The organism is Stenotrophomonas sp. 107298_Sma (assembly GCF_056480345.1).
In genome coordinates this window covers 2286987-2306139 of sequence record NZ_CM151094.1, presented here as the reverse complement: position 1 = coordinate 2306139, position 19153 = coordinate 2286987, and the positions used below count along the sequence as shown (strand labels likewise).

Here is a 19153-nt window from a genome sequence, read left to right as displayed (position 1 = left end):
ATGCGCCGATTCTGGGCCAACCTCATCGGCAACCAGCTGGTCTGGCTGTGCGCGGTGACCGGTGCCGGGCGCGGCTGGCAGTGGCCAGCGCTGTTGGCGGCCAGCCTCTACGTGGCCAGCCAGTTGCTGACATCCCCCAGGCCGATCGTGGACCTTCGCCTGTTGCTGGTTGCGCTGGCCTGCGCCTGGCTGGTGGATGCCAGCGCAGCGGCCAGCGGCATGGTGCGCTATGCGGCGGCATCGCACGGCTGCGCACCGCCGCCGTGGATCATGGCGCTGTGGGCCGCGTTCGCGATGACGCTGACCACCTCGATGCGCTTCCTGCTGCGGCACCCCGCACTGCCGATCCTGTTCGGCCTGCTGCTCGCGCCACTGGCCTATCTCTCGGCCTCCCGGGGTTTCGAGGCGGTGCAGTTCCGGGCGCCCGCCTGGCAGGGGCTGCTGGTGCTCGGCATGGGCTGGAGCATTGCTCTGTCGCTCCTGTGTGCCGCGGCCCGGCGCTGGTCCCGGCCTTCAGATCATCCACCACTTGCCGGAGCATCGTCATGATCAATCCAGGGTGGGTGCTGCTGTACGCAGTAGTGGTGATGAGCTGGGGCTGGGCCTGGCAGCGTCGCCACACCAACATCGGCGTGGTTGATGTGCTCTGGGCCAAAGGCGTGGGTGCATCGGCGCTGCTGCTGGCACTGCTGGGCGATGGCGCGTTGATGCCCCGGCTCGCGCTGGGGCTGCTGGGTGGGCTGTGGGGCAGCCGCCTGGCCTTGCATCTCTGGCACCGGGTCCGTCACGAACAAGAGGACGGTCGCTACCGTTATCTGCGGGAACACTGGCACGGCCACCAGGGGAAGATCTTCGGCTTCTTCATGGCGCAGGCGCTGCTGATCGTTCTGTTCGCCCTGCCCTTCGTCGCGGTGGCGGCCAATCCACGGCCGGGGCTGTCGCTGTGGGTGGTTGCCGCCGCAGGCGTCTGGCTGATCAGCGTCGGCGGCGAGGCGCTGGCCGACCGGCAGCTGGCCCGGTTCCGGGCCGACCCGGCGAACAAGGGCTTGACCTGCCGCCAAGGACTCTGGCGTTACTCGCGCCACCCCAACTACTTCTTCGAATGGCTGCACTGGTTCAGCTACGTGCTGCTGGCGGCGGGCTCACCACTGTGGTGGCTGGCGTGGTCCGGCCCGCTGCTGATGTATGTATTCCTGCGCTATCTGAGCGGCATTCCGTTCACCGAGAAGCAGGCTCTGCGTAGCCGCGGCGAAGACTACCGCGAGTACCAGCGCAGCACGTCGATGTTCTTTCCCTGGTTCCCCCGTTCTTCCAAGGAGCATTCCGCATGAGCGCGATCCCGTCACTGAATCCGGCCGAAGATGCGGAAACCGGGCTGATCGCCTGGGCCGAACGCGGACTGGTGCCCGATGCGGCGCTGCGTGCGGGCATCCGCCGCTTGTGCGCGCAACGCCTGCATGAGGAAAGCGAGGGCGGCATCGAAGGCCAATCGGCACGCTTCAGCCGGCGCATCGCCGAGCTGGCCGACAGCCCACTCGCGCTGCATACCGAAGTGGCCAACCGTCAGCACTACGAAGTTCCCGCGGCCTTCTTCCAGGCCTGCCTGGGCAAGCGCCTGAAGTACAGCAGCTGCTACTACCCCACTGGCCGCGAAACGCTGGACCAGGCCGAAGACGCCATGCTGGCGCTGTACGGCCAACGCGCCGGCCTGGCCAACGGCCAGCAGATCCTTGAACTCGGCTGCGGCTGGGGCTCACTGACGCTGTGGATGGCCGAACGCTTTCCGCAGGCGCATATCACCGCCGTCTCCAACTCGCACAGCCAGCGCAGGCACATCATGGCGCAGTGCCAGGCACGCGGCCTGGGCAACGTCGAGGTGCTGACCTGCGACGTCAACGAGCTTGAACTGCCAACGGCACAGTTCGACCGCTGCGTGTCGGTGGAGATGTTCGAACACGTACGCAACTATGAGCGGTTGCTGGCAGGCATCGCACGGTGGCTGAAACCGGAGGGCGCGCTGTTCGTGCACATTTTCGCCCACCGCACGCTGATGTATCCGTTCGAGACCAGCGGCGGCGATAACTGGATGGGCCGCCACTTCTTCACGGGTGGGCTGATGCCCGCCGCCGACACCCTGCTGCATTTCCAGCGCGACCTGCAGCTGGAACAGCGCTGGCTGCTGGATGGCAGCCACTACCAGCGCACCGCTGATCATTGGCTGGCCAACCAGGACGCCGCCCGCGAAGAGGTCATGCCTGTACTGGTCGCCACTTACGGCCAGGCCGCAGCAAAGATCTGGTGGCAGCGCTGGCGGATGTTCTGGATGGCCTGTGCCGAGCTGTTCGGCTACGACAACGGCCAGCAGTGGCTGGTGGCCCATTACCTGTTCCGCCCACGCTGAGGTGTGACATGCGCATTTTCCCGCTGCTTCCTCTGCTCGCAGCCGGCCTGTTCAGTGCAGGCTGCAGCTCCAGCGACACCCGGCCCCTGCCGCGGCCACCATCGGTGGATGTGCCGCGATTCATGGGCGACTGGTATGTGATCGCACACATTCCATCGCGCCCGGAACGCGAGGTCTTCGATGCGGTGGAAAGTTACGCGCTACGGCCGGATGGACGCATCCAGACTACCTTCACCTATCGCAAGGGCAGCTTCGATGCCCCACAGAAGTCGATGCATCCGATCGGCCGGGTGGAGAAAGAAGGAAACGGTGCGATCTGGGGCATGCAGTTCATCTGGCCGATCCAGGCCGAATACATCATCGCCTGGCTCGATGATGGCTACCGCCAGACCATTGTGGCCCGCAGCAAGCGCGACTACGTCTGGTACATGGCGCGTACGCCACAGGTCTCGGAAAGCGACTACCGGCAGGCGGTGCAGCGCATTGCAGCGATGGGTTACGACACTGCCAGGTTGAGGCGGGTGCCGCAGTCGGTCCGCTGATCCGGTGTCGATGAGTTCCATCCACTACATCAATGACGTTCGCGGAACCGATGCGCGCAGCACATCGATTCTTAGGAATAATCGCAAAAATCCCGGAAATCCGATGCCCGGCGTGACAGTGACGCCAAAATGATGACCACGCCCATGGGGCGCTGATCACCTCCCTGCGCATGAATGGACATCCTGCACCGCGCCGGCTGCGCTTGGCGCTTCTGGACGACCATGAGGTCGTCCGTCGCGGCATCGCCCTGCACCTCAACCGCGACCGCCGCTTCAGCATCGTCGCCAGCCACTCCCTCAGCGAAGACCTCATCACCACCCTGCATATGCTGCACGTCGATGTGGCGATCATCGACCTGAGCCTGGCCCCCGGCGACCGCGCTAGCGCCGAGCTGATCCCCCTGCTGCGCGATACCTTCCCCAGCATTCCGCTGCTCGTTTTCGCCACGCTCTCACCCGCGACCAACCTCAGCCACCTGATCAACGCCGGCGTCAGCGGCATCGTCGGCAAGGCCGAACCACTGCCGATGCTGTCAGAGGCAATTGTGCGCGTGCATCAGGGGCTCGGCCGCCTGCCACCTGACTTCATCCTGCCTGCCGACTGCAGTGAACTCAGCCGCAATGAACGCGAGGTACTGGAACTGCTGCTCACCGGGCTCACCGTGTCCGAGATCGCGCTGCGCCGGCACCGGAGCGTCAAGACCGTCAGCACCCAGAAGGTTGCCGCGCTGCGCAAGCTTGGCCTGCGCAACGACGCCGAGATCTACGCCATGCGCCCACACGCGAGTCCGTCATGAGCAGGCCGGACCGCTCGCGCCTGCGCACCTCCTTGGCCCTGCTGCTGGTTCTTCTGCTGCTGCCGGCGGCATCTGCGGAAGATGTCCTATCACAACGCTGGGGGCCGGGCAGCGAGGTACGGGTTGCAACGGCCCCTTCCCTTCGCCCGGTACCCGCCCCACTTGCAGAAACAACGCCCTTGCCCACGCTCGCCCACGGCTATGCAGCCCTGGTGGCGCGGCATGCCCAACTGCGTTTCCGCGACCTGCCCCACCCCACCACTACAGAATCTGTGGCTGCCGTGTGTCGCCGCGATGCCGATCTGGTGCTGGTGGTGGGTGGCGCCGCACATCTGCAGCTGCCCTGCCCGGATCTGATTGCCTCCGCCCCCTTTCGTGGCGGCAGGACGGTGCTTGCCGGGCGTTCCGGCCAATGGCTGCCACGCAGCCTGGCGGAGCTGGATGGACGGACCCTGGCCGTGGTTGAGGGCGGCCCCTACGCCGGCTGGCTGGGCGCGCATCATCCACAGATTCGCCTGCATTCCCTTTCCAATCGGCACGCGACACTTGAAGCGGTCATTGCCGGCACAGCGGATGCGGCGATCGGCATGGATACGACGCTGCGGCCAATGATCCGCCGCTACTTCAGCGGCGATCTGCTGCTGCAGCCGATCAGCAGCGATTTCTCCACCGACCTGCACCTGCTCGCTCGTCGGGAGGACAGGCACCTGCTTGAGCGCATCGACCGGGGCCTGCGCGACATCACGCTGGAAGAACACGCTGGCCTGCTGCATCTCTGGGCGCAGCAGACGCTGCCAGCATCGGTGGAGCAAGCGCTGGACCGGGTGCGGTCGCCGCCGCCGGCCTGGCTGTTGGCATTGATCGCCGCGCTGGCCGGTCTCCCGCTTCTCTGGAATCCGCTACGGCACCGCTTCCGCCGCAGCGAACGCGACCGTGCACGCGCGTTCGGCATGATCAGCCATGAGGTACGCAATGCCGCGCAGACGCTGTTGAGCTCGATCACCCCGCTGCACCAGGCGCATTCTGCGGAGGGCCGCCGCGAACTACTCGCGGCGATGGCTGCAGCAGGACGCTCACTGCGCGGGCTACTGGATCGCTCGCTGGATTTTTCGCGTCTCGCCAGTGGTGGCTTCGCGCCGCAGCCAAAAGCCTGCGACGTCGCACTGCTGTGCAACCAGTCGCTGGATGCGATCCGCCCGCCCGCACGCAGGAAGGGCCTGGAGCTCAGGCTGGACTGCGATGCAGCGCCGGCGCCGCTGGTCCTGCTGGATCCCGATGCGCTGCGCCAGATTGTCGACAACCTGCTCTGCAATGCACTGAAGTTCACCGATGTCGGCGGCATCGACCTGCGCGTGCAGCTGCGACCACCAACGCGACCGCATGAGCTGCTGCTGGATGTAATCGACAGCGGCATTGGTATCTCTGCTGCGCAGGCAACATCCCTGTTCCACCCATTCCAGCAGGGCGAGAACGGGCTGCAGCGCGGCGGCAGCGGGCTGGGATTGGTGATCGCACGTGAACTGGCCCGCTCGATGGGCGGCGATCTGACTGTCCACAGCGTCCACGGACGCGGCAGCCGCTTCACCCTGCGCCTGCCGGTGCGGATCGCCAGGGACCGCCCGCCGACTACAAGCGTGGCCGCTAGTGAGCAGCCGCTCGCCGGCCTGGATCTGCTGCTGGTCGAAGACCATGGCCTCAACCGCCGCCTCATGGCCGCCCAGCTGCGGCGCCTGGGCGCGGATGTGCATGCGCTTGCCGATGCCAGCGGTGCAATGGAAGAACAGGCGCGACGGCCGCGCGGCACGGTGCTGCTCGACATCGAGCTCCACGACATGGATGGCTATGCGCTCGCGCGCCGGCTGCGTGCGCAGGCGCACACGCCCTTGCTGCTGATCGCGCTGTCGGCACGCACGGGCCATCGCCATGCAGCGCGTTGTCGCTCAGCAGGATTCGACGCGGCGCTGACCAAGCCGCTGCAGATCGCCAAGCTGCTGCAGGTACTGGCGTTGCCAGCGCTGGGGAGCCACGTTGCACCTGCCAGCACGGCTCACATCGACTCCGTCTATGTGGCCGACATCAGCATGGAACTGGCTGCCATCGAGCGCGCCGTTACCGGCGCCGCTCCGGATGCGCTGCGCCATCACGCGCATCGCCTGCAGGGTACGCTGCAGATCTGCGGCGCAACCATGCAAGCCGGCATCGCGGCCGACCTGTGGGAGCTGGGGCGTAAGGCCGCGCCTGACTGGGTCAAGGCGCGGCGACTGCTGCAGGGATTGCAGCAGTGGCACGGCTCCCGCAGGACGGAAGCCGCACCATCGGCCTGATCAGGCCGCCAGGCGCTCGACCTGGCGACGGGTCAGGTCGTTGAAGCGACCCAGCGACATCAGATGCTGGTGGATCAACGCCAGCCAGCCGCTGCGGTGCCATTCGACCACAGTGGCTTCCGGCAGTGCGACGAATTTCTCGACATCGACCACCTGGAAGCCGTTGAGGTTGAACTCGCGACCGTCCGGAGTACGCACGGTGGCGTTGCGTTCGACCAGCAGGCCGTTCTCGATCAGCGCCTTGGAGAAGGCCTGGGTCTGTTCGTGCTCGCGGGTGAACTGGCCGCAGAACTCCAGCGCCTGCTGCACCATCTCGGTGGCCTTGCCATCGACGAACAGCGGCTGGCCTTCGTCACCACCCTTGACCACGCGGGGGTTCTCTTCATCGATGCCCAGCAGGAAATCGTTGTCCGCGCCGGTGTCGATGAAGATGAAGGGATGGCGACGCAGGTAAGCCGGGATGTAGGCCTCGTCTTCCCACAGGCCGTCCTTGATGAACAGGTTCTCTTCCGACACGCCGACGGCCGCCATCGGCACCGCGGTCGGGCCGGCGAACAGGATCGGGAAGTGATGCAGGGCCAGCGAGAACTCGCCAAGCACCAGCGGAATGGCGTTGTTGCCAGCGGCAAACTCGAGCCTGCCCGGCAGGATGCGCAGGTCGGCGTGCACATCGGCCTGCAGCGGCACCGGACGGGTGTAGAACAGGGGGGTGCCGGCGGGCGCCGCTTCGGTGGTGGTGTCGCTGGTGGTGGTCATCTTGGGAACCGTTCGATCATGCGCGCCTGCCATCCCGGGCGCGCCAGCGGGAACAACCTGAATCCCGCATTATCAACAAGCTCGATGACAACGGCCACCCCACCGGCGGCCTATTTCAACTGCAGCGGGTAGCGTTGCCAGAGAACGTGGACCAGAAAGCCGGCCAGCTCGGTGTCGCGGGCGCTGACCGCAGCGCGGATCTTGTCCAGCAACACCATGTCGCTGCAGGCGCGCACATCGGCGTGGTTGGCCTGCCCTGCCCGGCGCGCCCGGTAGCGCGCGGCCCGCTGTGCGTCGCTCATTGCGTACCCGAACTTGGGCGGACGGCCGCGTTTGCGCGGCAGGGTCAGCTCCAGGGTTCCGGGGTCTTTGTCATCACGCATGAGAGGGGTGCGGGCGGCGGCGAGCAACGGGGGGTGCGCAATTTATCGTGAGGCATCACTTTAATCCAGCTTTTTCTGCAGTTTTGTTGCAATGCAGTGCAAATACTCGCGTGCTGATGCGGATTCATCCACGCCAGCGTGGTTACGGAACGCCATCAACCCCCACAAAAAAAGGGAGCCCGCTTACGGGCTCCCCTCACCTTTCCTCACGCAGCGCGTACCGGCTCGTAGCCGTGCAGGTGCGCCTCGCTGCTCGCCCGACCCTGGCTGAGCGAACGCAGCGAAGTGGTGTAGCCCACCAGCTGCGCCAGCGGCGCAAAGCCGCTGACTTCGGCGCGACCCTCCTGGTCTTCGATGCGGGCAATACGGCCATGGCGACGGTTGAGGTCGCCCACCACATCTCCCACCGACGCCGACGGCGAATGCACTGTCACTGCCATCACCGGCTCCAGCAGTTGCGTGCCACCTTCGGCCAGCGCCGCCTTGATCGCCTCGGCACCGGCGCGATGGAACGCCATTTCCGAAGAGTCCTTGGCGTGGGTCTGGCCATCGACAAGACTGACCTCGATACCGACCACCGGATGACCCTGAGGGCCTTCCGACAGCGCAGCACGCACGCCCTTCTCCACGGCGCTGATGAAGCTGCGGGGCACCACGCCACCAACGATGCGATCGTTGAACACCACCTGGCCGTCTTCGCGCGGCGACACATCCAGCACCACGTGCGCGAACTGGCCCTGACCGCCGGTCTGCTTGACCAGCCGGCCCACAACCCCGGCCATCGCACGCATCGGCGTCTCCTGGTAGGCCACACGCGGCGCACCTACGCCTACGTCTACCTTCCATTCGCTGCGCAGGCGCTCGACCATCACCTCCAGGTGCAGCTCGCCCATGCCCCAGACCAGGGTCTCCGCCGTGTCGCGATCGGTTTCGACACGGAACGACGGATCTTCCTGGGCCAGGCTGGCCAGGCCCTGCGCCATCCGGATCAGGTCGGCCGCGCGTGCCGGTTCCAGCCGCCAGGCCAGCACCGGTGCCTGTGCCTGAATGCTTTCCAGGCGCAGCGGCTGCGCGCGGTCGCTCAGCGTTTCGCCGCTGACCGCATCCTTCCAGCCCAGCACCGCGACGATGTCACCGGCCACGGCCTGTTCAATGTCGTGGGTCTGGTCGGCCTGCACCCGCACCAGGCGGGTGACACGCCGCCCCTGCGGATGCTGCGAACTGGCCACCGCATCGCCGACCTTCAAGGTGCCCGAGTACAGCCGCACGAAGCTCAGCGCGCCGTGCTGCTGGTGGGTGATCTTGAACAGCAGGCCGGCCAGTGGACCGTCCGGATCCGGCGGCAGCACCACGTCGCCGTCTTCGCTCTCGGCGGTCACGGCAGGACGATCCAGCGGCGACGGCAGGTAATCGACCACCGCATCCAGCAGGGTTTCGATGCCCTTGTCCTTGAACGCGGCACCGGCCAGCACCGGCACGCCTGCACCGGCCAGCGTCGCCCGTCGGATCGCCGCACGCAGCAGTTCCGCATCGATCGCGCGACCTTCCAGCCAGGCATCAGCCAGCAGTTCGTCGTGGTCGGCCACGGCCTCAACCAGCGCGTCGCGCTGCGGCTGCCACAGGGTGCGCGCCGCGTCGTCCCACGGGGTCACCGTGGTTACGGCACCATCCTGCCAGTGCAGCACGCGCTCATCGACCAGGTCGACCCAGCCGTTGAAATCGCTTTCGCTGCCCAGTGGCATACCGAGCGCCCACGGCCGCGCCTGCAGCTTGTCCTGCAGCTGCTCCAGCACACGCTCGAACGAAGCGCCTACGCGGTCCATCTTGTTGACGAACGCGATCAGCGGCACACGATGGCGACGCGCCTGGCGCCACACCGTCTCTGACTGCGGCTGCACGCCGTCCACGGCCGAGAACACGGCCACGGCACCGTCGAGCACGCGCAGCGAACGCTCGACTTCAATGGCGAAGTCGATGTGGCCGGGCGTGTCGATCAGGGTCAGCCGATGCGGCGGCAGGTCGCGCGGCGCCCACTGCGCCTGCACGGCGGCCGCGCCGATGGTGATGCCACGCTCGCGCTCGATCGCCGAGAAATCGGTGGTCGCATTGCCGTCGTGCACTTCGCCGACGCGATGGATTTCGCCGCTTTTCCACAGCAGGCGTTCGGTCAGCGTGGTCTTGCCGGCGTCGATGTGGGCAATGATGCCAAGGTTGCGACGGCGGGAAAGGACTTGGGTGTTCATGAGAAAGGTTCCTGCAAAGCCAACTTCGAGGGCCGCGCACCCCGGTTGGCGACAGGGCGCGCGGCTAGCGTTCGGTCTCGGCGATCTGGTGCATGGCACGTTCTCCTTGCGGTACAGCGGGTGATGGGTGAAACGAAAAGAGCGCCCCGGAGGGCGCTCTGTCGAAGGTCCAGCGATGGCCGTCTCAACGGCCTCGTGGGGCTCCAGGCAGATACGCCCGTTCCGCGCTTGCGCGGGTCAGGGTGAAAAACTTCAGGAGCGGCATCCGGTTCATGGGGCGCATTCTAGACCTGCCAATCTGGCGCGCAAGTGAATATTGAGCACATAAATGGAACGATGAGGCCGACAATGAAAGGGGTCAGATCCCTTTGCCACAGCAAAGGGCTCTGACCCCTACCCTGCCTTACTTGCACTCATGCAGCTTGCGGGCCTCAGCCACGGTCGCAGCCTGGTCGTCCCCCATCGAGATCCATCCCTTCAACGACATCGCCGGATCCACCTGCGCCTGGCGCGGGCCGCCATGGACCACCACCTCGGTCCAGCTGCCGACCGGCGCCAGCTCCGACAATCTTGCAGCCTGGTCGTCTTCGGTACTGAACATGTCGTCTGGCTCCGCAGGCTTGGCCTTGTTCACGGTCTCGGTCTTGCGCGCCCGGATCCGCAGCGCGCCATCGGCCATGCGCTGGGTAGTGACGTCATGGCGTTCCACCCCATAGGCCCAGCTGCTCTCACCTGCGCGACGGGTCTCGCTACCGTCGTCTGCCACCACTACGGAATCACCTGCCGCTTCGGCCACGGTCGCAAGCGAACCCATTCCCGACATCAGCGCCTGGTAGGCAATCATCTGCCGCTGTTCGGTGGCCAGCGCAACGTTACCTGCCTTGCCGGCAGGAATCTGCAGGTACACCGCCTCCCTGCACAACATCAGCACCTGCTGGTCATCCCAGCTGATGAGCACTTCATCATTGGCGAAATAGCGGGTCGTCACCGGAACCACCGGAGCGCTCCCGCCGGTGGAATACCGGCTCTCGATCCGCGAGGCCTGCTCGGCGGCCTTCATCAGGGAGACCGAGGATGCGGACGCGGTGCTGACGGCGCATACGGAGGCGACCATTGCCGAGAGCAGCACGCCATGTGAAACAGTACGGATCATTGCATCAGTCCTTTGAAGAGAACGAACCGCACATGATACGTCGCCTGGCAGAGCAGTTTGATGCTCAGGTCACCACGACCAACGGCACTCCGCGCCGCGGATGCTCCAACACCACCACATCCTGCTGGTAGACCCGCTGCAGGTTGTCTTCGGTCAGCACCTGCAACGGCGTGCCATCTGCCGCCACCCTGCCCTGCTCCAGCAGCACGATGCGGTCGGCATAACCGGCGGCCAGATTCAGGTCGTGCAGCACCACGATCACGCACGCACCGCCCTCGGCGCAGGCGCGCACGCTGCGCAGGGTGCGCTCCTGGTGGCGCAGGTCCAGCGCTGCGGTCGGCTCATCCAGCAGCAGCAGTGGCGTGTCCTGCGCCAGCACGCGTGCGAACGTGGTCCGTGCCGACTCACCGCCGGACAGCTGCTGCACTTCACGCAGGCGCAATGCCTGCAGTTCCGCGGCATCGATGGCGGCTTCCACCTGGGCGTCATCCACCACCGGATCCGGCGGATGCGGCAGCCGCCCCATCGCCACCACTTCTTCCACGCTGAAGGCGAAGCGCACGCCGTGCTCCTGTGGCATCACCGCACGCTCGCGCGCCAGTGGCCCGGCCTTGTAACCGGCCAACGGCTTGCCGAGCAGGCTTACTTCGCCAGCGTCGGCACGCAGGTCACCGGCGGCGACCGCCAACAACGTGGACTTGCCCGCGCCGTTCGGGCCCACCAGTGCGGTCACCGTACCCGGCTCGAACGCCAGTGAGATGCCGTGCAGGATCTCGCGCTGCTGGCGACGCACCACCACCTCGTGCAGTTTCAACAACACGCTCATGGCGCGGCCTTGCGGCGCTGCTGCAGCACCAGCCAGAGGAAGAACGGTGCACCCAGTGCAGCCGAGAACAGGCCCAGAGGAATCTCCGCCGGCGGATCCAGCGTGCGAGCCGCGGTGTCGGCCACCACGATCAGCAGCGCACCGAGCAGGCCGGACAACGGCAGCAACCAGCGATGACCAGGGCCGACCAGCAGGCGCGCCACGTGCGGCACCACCAGGCCAACGAAACTGATCGAACCGGCAAACGCCACCGCAGCCCCCACCAGCAGCGCACTGAACGCCACCAGGCGACGCCGCGTGCGGGTGACATCCAGCCCGAGGTGCTGCGCCTGGCGCTCACCCAGCGCCAGCATGTCCAGCGGCGTGGCCAATCGCTGCAGCGCGAACACACCGATGGCGAACAACGGCACCACGGCCGCCACATCGGCCCAGTTGGCGCGCGCCAGCGAGCCCATCTGCCAGAACACCAGCGACTGCAGCTCGCTTTCGCTGGCGATGTACGTGAGGAAACCGATCAGTGCCGAGCAGAACGCGGCCATCGCGATACCGACCAGCAGCAGCGTGGCGTTGCCCGTGCCCTTGCCGGGCCGGGCCAATGCGTAGGTCAGGCCGATTGCCAGTGCGCCGCCAGCGAACGCGGCCACCGGCACCAGCCAGCCGGCCGCACCGGCAGCGCCGAGTACGATGGCGGCCACCGCACCCAGCGCAGCGCCCTGGCTGACACCGACAATGCCAGGGTCGGCCAGCGGGTTGCCGAACAGGCCCTGCAGGCTGGCACCGGCCATCGCCAGCGACGCGCCGACCATTGCGCCCAACAGGGCACGCGGAATACGCAACTGCCAGACCACGGCGAGGTCGCGGCTGCTGACCGCCTGCGGATCGAGCAGGCCCAGCTTCACCGCCAGCGCCTGCATCACTTCCAGCGGCGGCAACCGCAGCGGGCCCACGGCGAACGAGGCCAGCACCGCTCCCAGCAGTGCCAGCAACGCCACCAGCAACATCGTCCGCCCGCGACGGCGGCGCCGATCCGCCGGACTCATGCCTTCGGCAACGCCGCCAGCGCCTTGGCCAGCGCCAGCGCGCCAGCACCGGAACCGACACTGGTGTACTTCAGCTGCACATCCGGCATCACCCAGACCCGATTGGCCTGCCCGGCCGGGGTCTGCTTCAGCGTCGGGTACGCCTTCCACAGGCCCTCGGCACCACCGAACAGCTGCAGGTCATGCTCGGTCACCAGGATCACCTCCGGTGCCGCCGCGACCACGCCTTCATTGCTCAGCTGCGAGTAGTTCTTCACCCCTGCCTCGGTGCCGATGTTGATGCCGCCAGCCAGTGCGATCAGCTGCGCCGATGCGCTGTCGGCACCCGCAACAGTCGGCGAGCCTCCGGCGCCGGTGGCCGATACATGGATCAGTCGTGGCGCATGGCCCAGGCCCTTGCCAATCGCTGCAGCCTCATCGAGCTGGCGCTGCACCTGCGTGGCAAGTGCCTGTCCTGCTTCGGCCAGCCCTAGTGCGGCGGCGACCTTGCGCACCTTGTCCGGCGCCGGCTGCAGATCGTCGATGACCACCGCCGGTTCGCCCACCTCACGCAGCTTCTTCGCCAGCTCGGTGTGCCGACGCAGGCTGTTGCCGAGGAACAGCGAGCCCTGCAGGCTCAGCACGCCCTCCACGCCAGTGGTGCGGTTGAACAGGAACTGGTGCGGGGCAGCCAGGCCAGCCTGGGTGGTGGTATTGGTCGGCGCGGCGAACACCTGCTTGTCCAGTCCCAGCGCCTCGATCACCGCGATCACGTCGTCACCACCGGCGATGATGCGGCTGGTATCGGCCACCTCGACGTCGGCGCCGTCATCGGAATGCACCTTGGCCGGCAGCACAGCCTTCTGGTCGCGCACGACCGGCATATCGGTGCCGGCCACGCGCTGCCAGCCAGCCGGCAACGCAACTTCGCCAGGCGCGGTTGCGGCGGCGGGCTCAACCGGCTTGCCGCTGTCCGAGGGCGTCGATGAACCGCCACAGGCAGCCAGTGCCAGCGAGACAGCCAACGGAAGCGCACAGAGGCGCAGGCGGGACGCGATGTTCATGCTCGTTCTCCTTGCTGGCAGGGCGACGCGCACGCCGCCCTGCCGTGTGACTTACTGCTTCGGGGTGATGCGGGTGATGCGGTCACCCTTCGGGTCTTCGGCGCCGCGCGACTTGTTCACCGCGAACACGTTGCCCTTTCCATCGGCACGGACGTGGTTCGGCAGCGTACCGCCGTCGAGGTTGGCGACCACCTTGCCGTCACCGTTCACCACGGTGACCGTGCCAGCGCCACGGTTGCTGACGTAGGCCAGGCCGGAGGCATCATCGAAGGCGACGTTCAGCGCACCGGCGCCCACCGGCACGTCATGCAGCACCTTGCCGGCGGCCACATCGACGATCAGCAGGTTGTCAGTGCCCTGCGAGGCCACGTACAGGCGGTTGCGCGCTGCGTCGAAGGCCACGCCCGAGGCGCTGATCGAATTGCCCAGGTCGATGACCTTCTCGACCTTGCCGCTGGCCACGTCGATCACTGCCGCTTCCGGGGTGCCGATGCTGACGGTGAACAGCTTGCCGCCCTTCTCGTCCAGCACCAGGCTCATCGGGGTGAACTTGCCGTCGTCCACGCCGGACTCCAGCGTCACCGCCGGCAGCTCCTTGAGGGTCTTGGCGTCGAACACCGACAGATGGTCCTCACCCGTGGCCGAGGCAAACACCTTGCCGTGGGTGCCATCAACCACCACGTCGCGCGCATGCGGCACGGCATCGACCGGGAACTGGTGGACCAGCGACAGGTCCTTCTGGCGGTAGACCGCGATGGAGTTCTGGCGGGTGTTGGTGACCCAGACATTGCCGTTGGTGTCATCCACGCCGACACCGTAGACCGCGTAGACCGCGCCATTGGTGCTGCCCGGCACCTGCGCCGGGGTGATCGCCTTGGTCACCTTCAGCGACTTCGGGTCCAGCTTCAGCAGCTGCGACTGGGTCACCGGCGGGCGGCCCACGGCCGAGGTCACAAACACCGCGTTGCTGGCGGCGCTGTAGGCGGACTGGTACAGGCCCGGCACCAGCTTGTTGGACTGGGTGGCGAACTGCGCCTGGCCGGACAGCGGCAACTGCGGCGAGACGCGCAGCTTCAGCACGGTGGCTGCAGCCGGCTGGCTGGCGCGCACCACCACAGGATGGGTGCCCGGCACCGCATCGGCCGGAATGCTCAGCTGGGTCTTGAAGTTGCCATCAGCATCGACCACCAGCGGCTGCGTGTTCAGCACGCTGTCGCCACGCAGCAGGCTGACTTTCTGGCCCGGCGCGAAACCGCGACCCACCACGTCGGCAGTGCTGCCGGGAACCACGTTCTCACCGCGCGAGACAACCTCGCCCTTGAAGGTGGCGTTGGCCGGCTGATCGAACACCGGCTGTGCGGTGGCGGTCACGGCCAGCAACAGGCCAGCGGCGAGAGAGGTAAGACGGAAAGACGGACGGAACGACATGGAAGGCTCCTTGCACACGTAGGCCGCGCCACGTGACGCGGGATTCATCGGTTGCCTGGGCCGCTGCACATCGGCAGCCTCGCCTGGGTAGTGGGGTCGCATGCCTTGGCATGCGAAGGGATTCATTCGGCGGCGTTGTCACCGCCGTTGGGCGCGCCGTCACCGGCACTGCGGTCGGACACGCCATACAGTTCATGGAGCGCAGCGTGGAACGACGCGGGCAGCATCGGACCATGGCCGAGGCCGGGGAACTCGCGGTACTGCACGCGCATGCCCGGCACCTTGCCCAAGCGCTCGGACAGCTGCATGGCAGCATCCGGGGTGGCCCCACCGATACGGCGCAGGTGCGCGACCACGCGCGGATTGTTCATGTCGCGCTTGCCACGATCACCGACGCGCTCGGCGCCACCCAGCATCAGCCAGAGCTTCGCCGGCTGGCCATGCGCGTTCTGCACGAACTGCTGTTCCGGATCACCCAGTGCCGCACCCTGGCTCCACCATAGCGACGGACTGGCCGCCAGGTAGGACTGGAAGGAGGCGGGACGGGTGTACAGCGCATTGAGCACGAACAACCCGCCAAGTGAGTGGCCCCACAGCGCTTGCTGCTGCGCGTCGATGCGTGCGCGACGCTCGACTTCGGGCTTGATGCGGCGCTCGATCACATCGAGGAACGCCGCAGCGCCACCGCCGACCGCCTGGGTGCTGCCGCTCTCGTCGTCTGCGCGATCGATCCACGCGGTGTAGTCGCGTGTGCGCGCCTTGGAATCGATGCGTAGGTCGTTGTCGTAGCCGATCAGTACCAGTACCGGTGGCGTCTTGCGCGCGGCCAGCTCGGCCAGCAGCGGCTGGTCCAGCACCATCGCCACCGCATTGCCGTCCAGCGCGTACAGCACCGGCAACGGCGTCCTGCCGGCCTTGGCCGGAATCGCCAGATTCACCCGCCAACGGCGCTGCTGGTCGGGGCTGTCCACCACGAAATGTTCGAAGCGATAGCTGGCCGCCGGCTCGTCGAGCACGGTGTGGCCGATCTTCTGCAGCGGAATGCGCTGCTGGGCGTGGGCGTACGGGGTGGCCAGGAGCAGACCCATCATCAAGGCGGCCAGTCCGCGGGCCAGCGGACCACGGCGCGAAGGCAGGACGAAATGCTTCATCAGCGGCGGCAGAAGCGGCCCAGGGCCGCCGGTTCACAAGGGACCGCAGTCTACCTTAAACGCGAATGATTATCACATCGATCGAACGTCACGCTGTGTATCACGCGCGCGATGACCCGGTTGCGCTGGGCACGGCTGTAAGCGGACAGTCCCTCTGCGAAATTGGGACACGGGGTTTGCAGAATCCCCAGCTCCGGGGCGGCAGGCCTGAATCGGCCCTGTAAACCCCCTTTCTCCGACCGTTCGACAGCCCCTCAAACGGGGTTAGAACCCCACCTCAAGCGGGGCTCAAATCGGGGGGAGCTCATCGGCGACCCACCCGCCGCTGCGGAACTGGTTGCCACCAGCATGCCCAGCGGACCCGGCCACCACCGTGCCATACAGCGCCGTCCGATGGAGCTCCTCAACGTCCAGGGCGCCATCCTTGCCCCAGCGCGGCACAAGCGATATCCGGGCTCCACCGGCAGCCGCCATCGCCAGTCGTTCCCAATCCATGCCGCCTCCCAGGCCGCCCTGGCGGGCAACCTGCAGACGGTCGGCCTGAGGGGTGAAGCGGAGGCGCCGGTAGGTGCGCCGAGCCACCACGTTGACGCCCGCGCCCAGGGTGCGTTCCACAATGCTCGGGTCGATCCGCTCCGCCTCTGAGCCGGGCTCAATGGGTAGATCCACTGCCTGATGGGCAAACAGCTCGCCCACGTCCAGGCCTGCCGCCCCAACCTCAACCTGGACGCCCACCAGGGCCACGGTGCCCGCTGGAAGCACCCACCACGCCGCCCGGCTTCCATCCACCAGCTCGACCACCTTTTGCGTGATCGAGGCCCCACCGAGGGCCTGGCCATAGGTGGCATCGCCAGCCTTGCGCCCCGTGAGCTTGAGGGATGTGCCAACCGGGCAGGACAAACCGAGCATGCCAACGACACGGACGCCAGCGGCCGCTGGCCAGGTCAACCGCAGTCGGACGGCCGACGCACCACCGCTGAGTCGAGTGATGCTGGTGGGCCGCCCATCGACCAGGGCGGCGATGTTTGCGGCAGTGGCGCCGTCAGCGGCAGCGGTGACACCCGCAGGGGAGAATCCGATAAGCATGTGGCAGTCCTTATGCGCCCCAAAATTTCAGGGTCTGTTCGCCAGTGATGGGGTTGCTGGTCACCGCCGTGACGATCACCTTTCGACCGGCGCCGAGCCCATAGCGCGGGTAGCGGATGCGCCCGACCTGGCCGGGCCGCAGCTGGAGGTCGGGCCGCGCCGTCATCCGGCCGGCATAGAAGTTGCGGGGCACTGCGTAGAGCTTCACGACGCGATCAATCTCCGCCTGAGCGTCAGCGCGGCTATCGAAACAAGACTCCACCGCTGGCGCGGCCCCCGCGTGCTGGTAGCAGGCAGGAAGATCCCCGGTGGCGTAGACCTGGCCACGGTGGCTGGCGGACAGTTCCTTGCGGATGCTGGGCGGCACCTGGTCCAGGCCCGTGGCCATATCGCCGTCAGCCAGGACTACCGCGTTGGGCCGATAGCCCATGCGTCGGGTAAGGCCTGGGGCAAGATCCGGCATCACAACCAGCGGAGCGGCGAGCTCGACCAGGTCGAGCTCGAATGCCAGGTTCGCATCGGCAACGCTCTCGGGGTCGATCAATCGCGCCAGGCGCAGCACGCCATCCCCGTCCTGCCACCAGTCGGCGCAGTAGCTGCCCAGGATCGCAGCCAAGGCCTCACGCGGCGTGCTGCTGCCGTCTGCAAAGTAGCCCACCCCTGCATAGCCCGTAGCCTGGTCGATGGCCAGCGCGTCGGCGCTCTGCCATGCAGCTTTCCCAATACGGCCAAACACGTCGGAAAGCGCCTGTTGAAGCGTTGCCGGTCGGTCGGCTCCGATGGTCGAAACGTCAGCCGTCAGCGGCCCGAGAGGCGGCGACTGCAGGGAGAGCTGCTGTCCACCAGCAACCAGGCTGTACGCGGTGCCGGCAACTAGTTCCACTGCGCGGTCACGGACACTCATCACTGATTGCAACCGCGAATCGCAGATCCATTGCAGCGAACCATCACTGTTTACCGCAGTGGCCGGCACGCTTCGCACCAGTCCGATCACCACGGGCTGCGACTGCCAGGCAATGCTGTCGCCGTGGGTCGGGAGAAATACGGCCCTGCTCAGCGGCTCATCCAGGTCACTGTGCGCGTCCTTGAACGTAAGGCGCTTGTAGCTGTCGTCTTCGACCTCGATTCGATCCAGAACATACCGGCCGACGGGCACTGCACCGGCCATCGACTGTCCCTGCTCGACCTGGCGCACCGTAACTGGCACGTCACGAATAGCGGACAGCGCAGCGGCATCCAGCATCCCTGCGGCGTCCTGCACGCGCACCTGGGCGCTGCCGGCACGCGACTCATTGCCCCACATCCAGAACGAAACTGCGCTGATCGTGCTCAGGCCCTCGGTGGCGATGACTCCAGCGAACGCAGTGTTCGCTGGCGAGTCGCTGGCACCGCTCATGTAGTCCTCACTTGCGACCCGGATTGTGGGGATCGGATCGGCAGCTTGGGCCCATCCCGCCAGTGCGGCCGGACTGAGCCCTTGCCACTGACCAGCGTTCACGACACAGCGCAGGCCGCGCGCTTTCGTAGCGGCGATGGACACGGCGAAGTAATACGGGCCACCCGCTGAGACATCAACGCTGGCTACTTGCTGGCCGTCACGATAGAACTGAGCCTGAGCGGGCGTGCCAGGCAGCACTCGCACGCCCAGGGCCTCTCCCTTGAGGGGGATTGGCAGGCCGCTGGCAATCACAGCGCCGTTGCGAAGCACCTGGCCGGTGTGCAGCTTCCAGCCTACTCCATTGGATGCGCCCAGCTCGGAAGATAGCGGGGCAGCGGCGTTGCAGAGACCGATGATCGCAGTGAGAGGATCATCGCCCCACAGCATGAACTCAGCGCCGGCCGGACCGGCAAGCGGAAACGTGCTCCTGGCTATGCGAGCAAGAACAACCGCCCCCGGTGAGGCCACGGTCAATCCGCCGTCCTCTACCAGTAGACCAGCACCGAGCGGAGACGCCGCCCAACGGCCAAAGGTGCGCACGA

17 protein-coding genes are annotated in these 19153 nt (G+C 66.8%); 6 read left to right on the top strand and 11 right to left on the bottom strand.

Annotation, left to right across the window (positions count from 1 at the left end):
- The 6 genes from ACZK2G_RS10795 (at position 1) to ACZK2G_RS10770 (ending at position 6064) form a co-directional block, all read left to right on the top strand.
- Positions 1-549, top strand: a complete 549-nt coding sequence (locus tag ACZK2G_RS10795; protein ID WP_136639010.1) for a DUF2878 domain-containing protein — start codon at positions 1-3, stop codon at positions 547-549.
- Positions 546-1331 (top strand): DUF1295 domain-containing protein, encoded by a 786-nt coding sequence (locus ACZK2G_RS10790; RefSeq protein WP_046982932.1) that lies wholly within the window; start codon positions 546-548, stop codon positions 1329-1331. The genes ACZK2G_RS10795 and ACZK2G_RS10790 overlap by 4 nt, the downstream gene beginning before the upstream one ends.
- Complete coding sequence (locus tag ACZK2G_RS10785) at positions 1328-2401, top strand: SAM-dependent methyltransferase (protein ID WP_337302468.1); 1074 nt, start codon at positions 1328-1330, stop codon at positions 2399-2401. Before ACZK2G_RS10790 ends, ACZK2G_RS10785 begins: the two co-directional genes overlap by 4 nt.
- Before the next feature lie 8 nt (positions 2402-2409).
- Positions 2410-2943 carry a lipocalin family protein gene (locus tag ACZK2G_RS10780; protein WP_478475532.1) on the top strand — a complete coding sequence of 178 codons (534 nt, stop codon included), beginning with the start codon at positions 2410-2412 and terminating at the stop codon, positions 2941-2943.
- Positions 2944-3113: 170 nt separating this feature from the next.
- A complete protein-coding gene (locus tag ACZK2G_RS10775; RefSeq protein ID WP_430766522.1) occupies positions 3114-3740 on the top strand; it encodes a LuxR C-terminal-related transcriptional regulator in 627 nt (208 codons plus the stop codon).
- Positions 3737-6064, top strand: coding sequence for an ATP-binding protein (locus ACZK2G_RS10770; RefSeq protein ID WP_478475530.1), 2328 nt, complete (start codon positions 3737-3739; stop codon positions 6062-6064). The genes ACZK2G_RS10775 and ACZK2G_RS10770 overlap by 4 nt, the downstream gene beginning before the upstream one ends.
- On the opposite strand, the gene ACZK2G_RS10765 is transcribed toward ACZK2G_RS10770, so the two are convergent.
- From ACZK2G_RS10765 to ACZK2G_RS10715, 11 genes are all read right to left on the bottom strand, one after another.
- A complete protein-coding gene (locus ACZK2G_RS10765) occupies positions 6065-6820 on the bottom strand; it encodes a SapC family protein (RefSeq protein WP_046982972.1) in 756 nt (251 codons plus the stop codon). It lies immediately after the preceding gene.
- A 110-nt stretch (positions 6821-6930) separates the two neighbouring features.
- Complete coding sequence (locus ACZK2G_RS10760) at positions 6931-7203, bottom strand: hypothetical protein (protein WP_006366874.1); 273 nt, start codon at positions 7201-7203, stop codon at positions 6931-6933.
- A 206-nt stretch (positions 7204-7409) separates the two neighbouring features.
- On the bottom strand, positions 7410-9446 hold the full coding sequence (fusA, locus tag ACZK2G_RS10755) for an elongation factor G (protein ID WP_136639006.1): 2037 nt from the start codon (positions 9444-9446) through the stop codon (positions 7410-7412).
- Positions 9447-9849: 403 nt separating this feature from the next.
- Complete coding sequence (locus tag ACZK2G_RS10750; protein ID WP_136639005.1) at positions 9850-10599, bottom strand: hypothetical protein; 750 nt, start codon at positions 10597-10599, stop codon at positions 9850-9852.
- A 64-nt stretch (positions 10600-10663) separates the two neighbouring features.
- A complete protein-coding gene (locus tag ACZK2G_RS10745; protein ID WP_136639004.1) occupies positions 10664-11425 on the bottom strand; it encodes a heme ABC transporter ATP-binding protein in 762 nt (253 codons plus the stop codon).
- Complete coding sequence (locus ACZK2G_RS10740) at positions 11422-12465, bottom strand: FecCD family ABC transporter permease (protein WP_014037165.1); 1044 nt, start codon at positions 12463-12465, stop codon at positions 11422-11424. The genes ACZK2G_RS10745 and ACZK2G_RS10740 overlap by 4 nt, the downstream gene beginning before the upstream one ends.
- Positions 12462-13508: a heme/hemin ABC transporter substrate-binding protein gene (locus tag ACZK2G_RS10735; protein ID WP_046982924.1), complete on the bottom strand. Its 1047-nt coding sequence runs from the start codon at positions 13506-13508 to the stop codon at positions 12462-12464. The genes ACZK2G_RS10740 and ACZK2G_RS10735 overlap by 4 nt, the downstream gene beginning before the upstream one ends.
- Before the next feature lie 51 nt (positions 13509-13559).
- A complete protein-coding gene (locus ACZK2G_RS10730) occupies positions 13560-14936 on the bottom strand; it encodes a YncE family protein (RefSeq protein WP_478475526.1) in 1377 nt (458 codons plus the stop codon).
- 122 nt (positions 14937-15058) lie between these two features.
- A complete protein-coding gene (locus ACZK2G_RS10725) occupies positions 15059-16087 on the bottom strand; it encodes an alpha/beta hydrolase (protein WP_478475524.1) in 1029 nt (342 codons plus the stop codon).
- Positions 16088-16375: 288 nt separating this feature from the next.
- A complete protein-coding gene (locus ACZK2G_RS10720; RefSeq protein WP_478475522.1) occupies positions 16376-17173 on the bottom strand; it encodes a hypothetical protein in 798 nt (265 codons plus the stop codon).
- Between the two features lie 10 nt (positions 17174-17183).
- Positions 17184-19151 carry a hypothetical protein gene (locus ACZK2G_RS10715; RefSeq protein WP_478475520.1) on the bottom strand — a complete coding sequence of 656 codons (1968 nt, stop codon included), beginning with the start codon at positions 19149-19151 and terminating at the stop codon, positions 17184-17186.
- Positions 19152-19153: the final 2 nt, after the last annotated feature.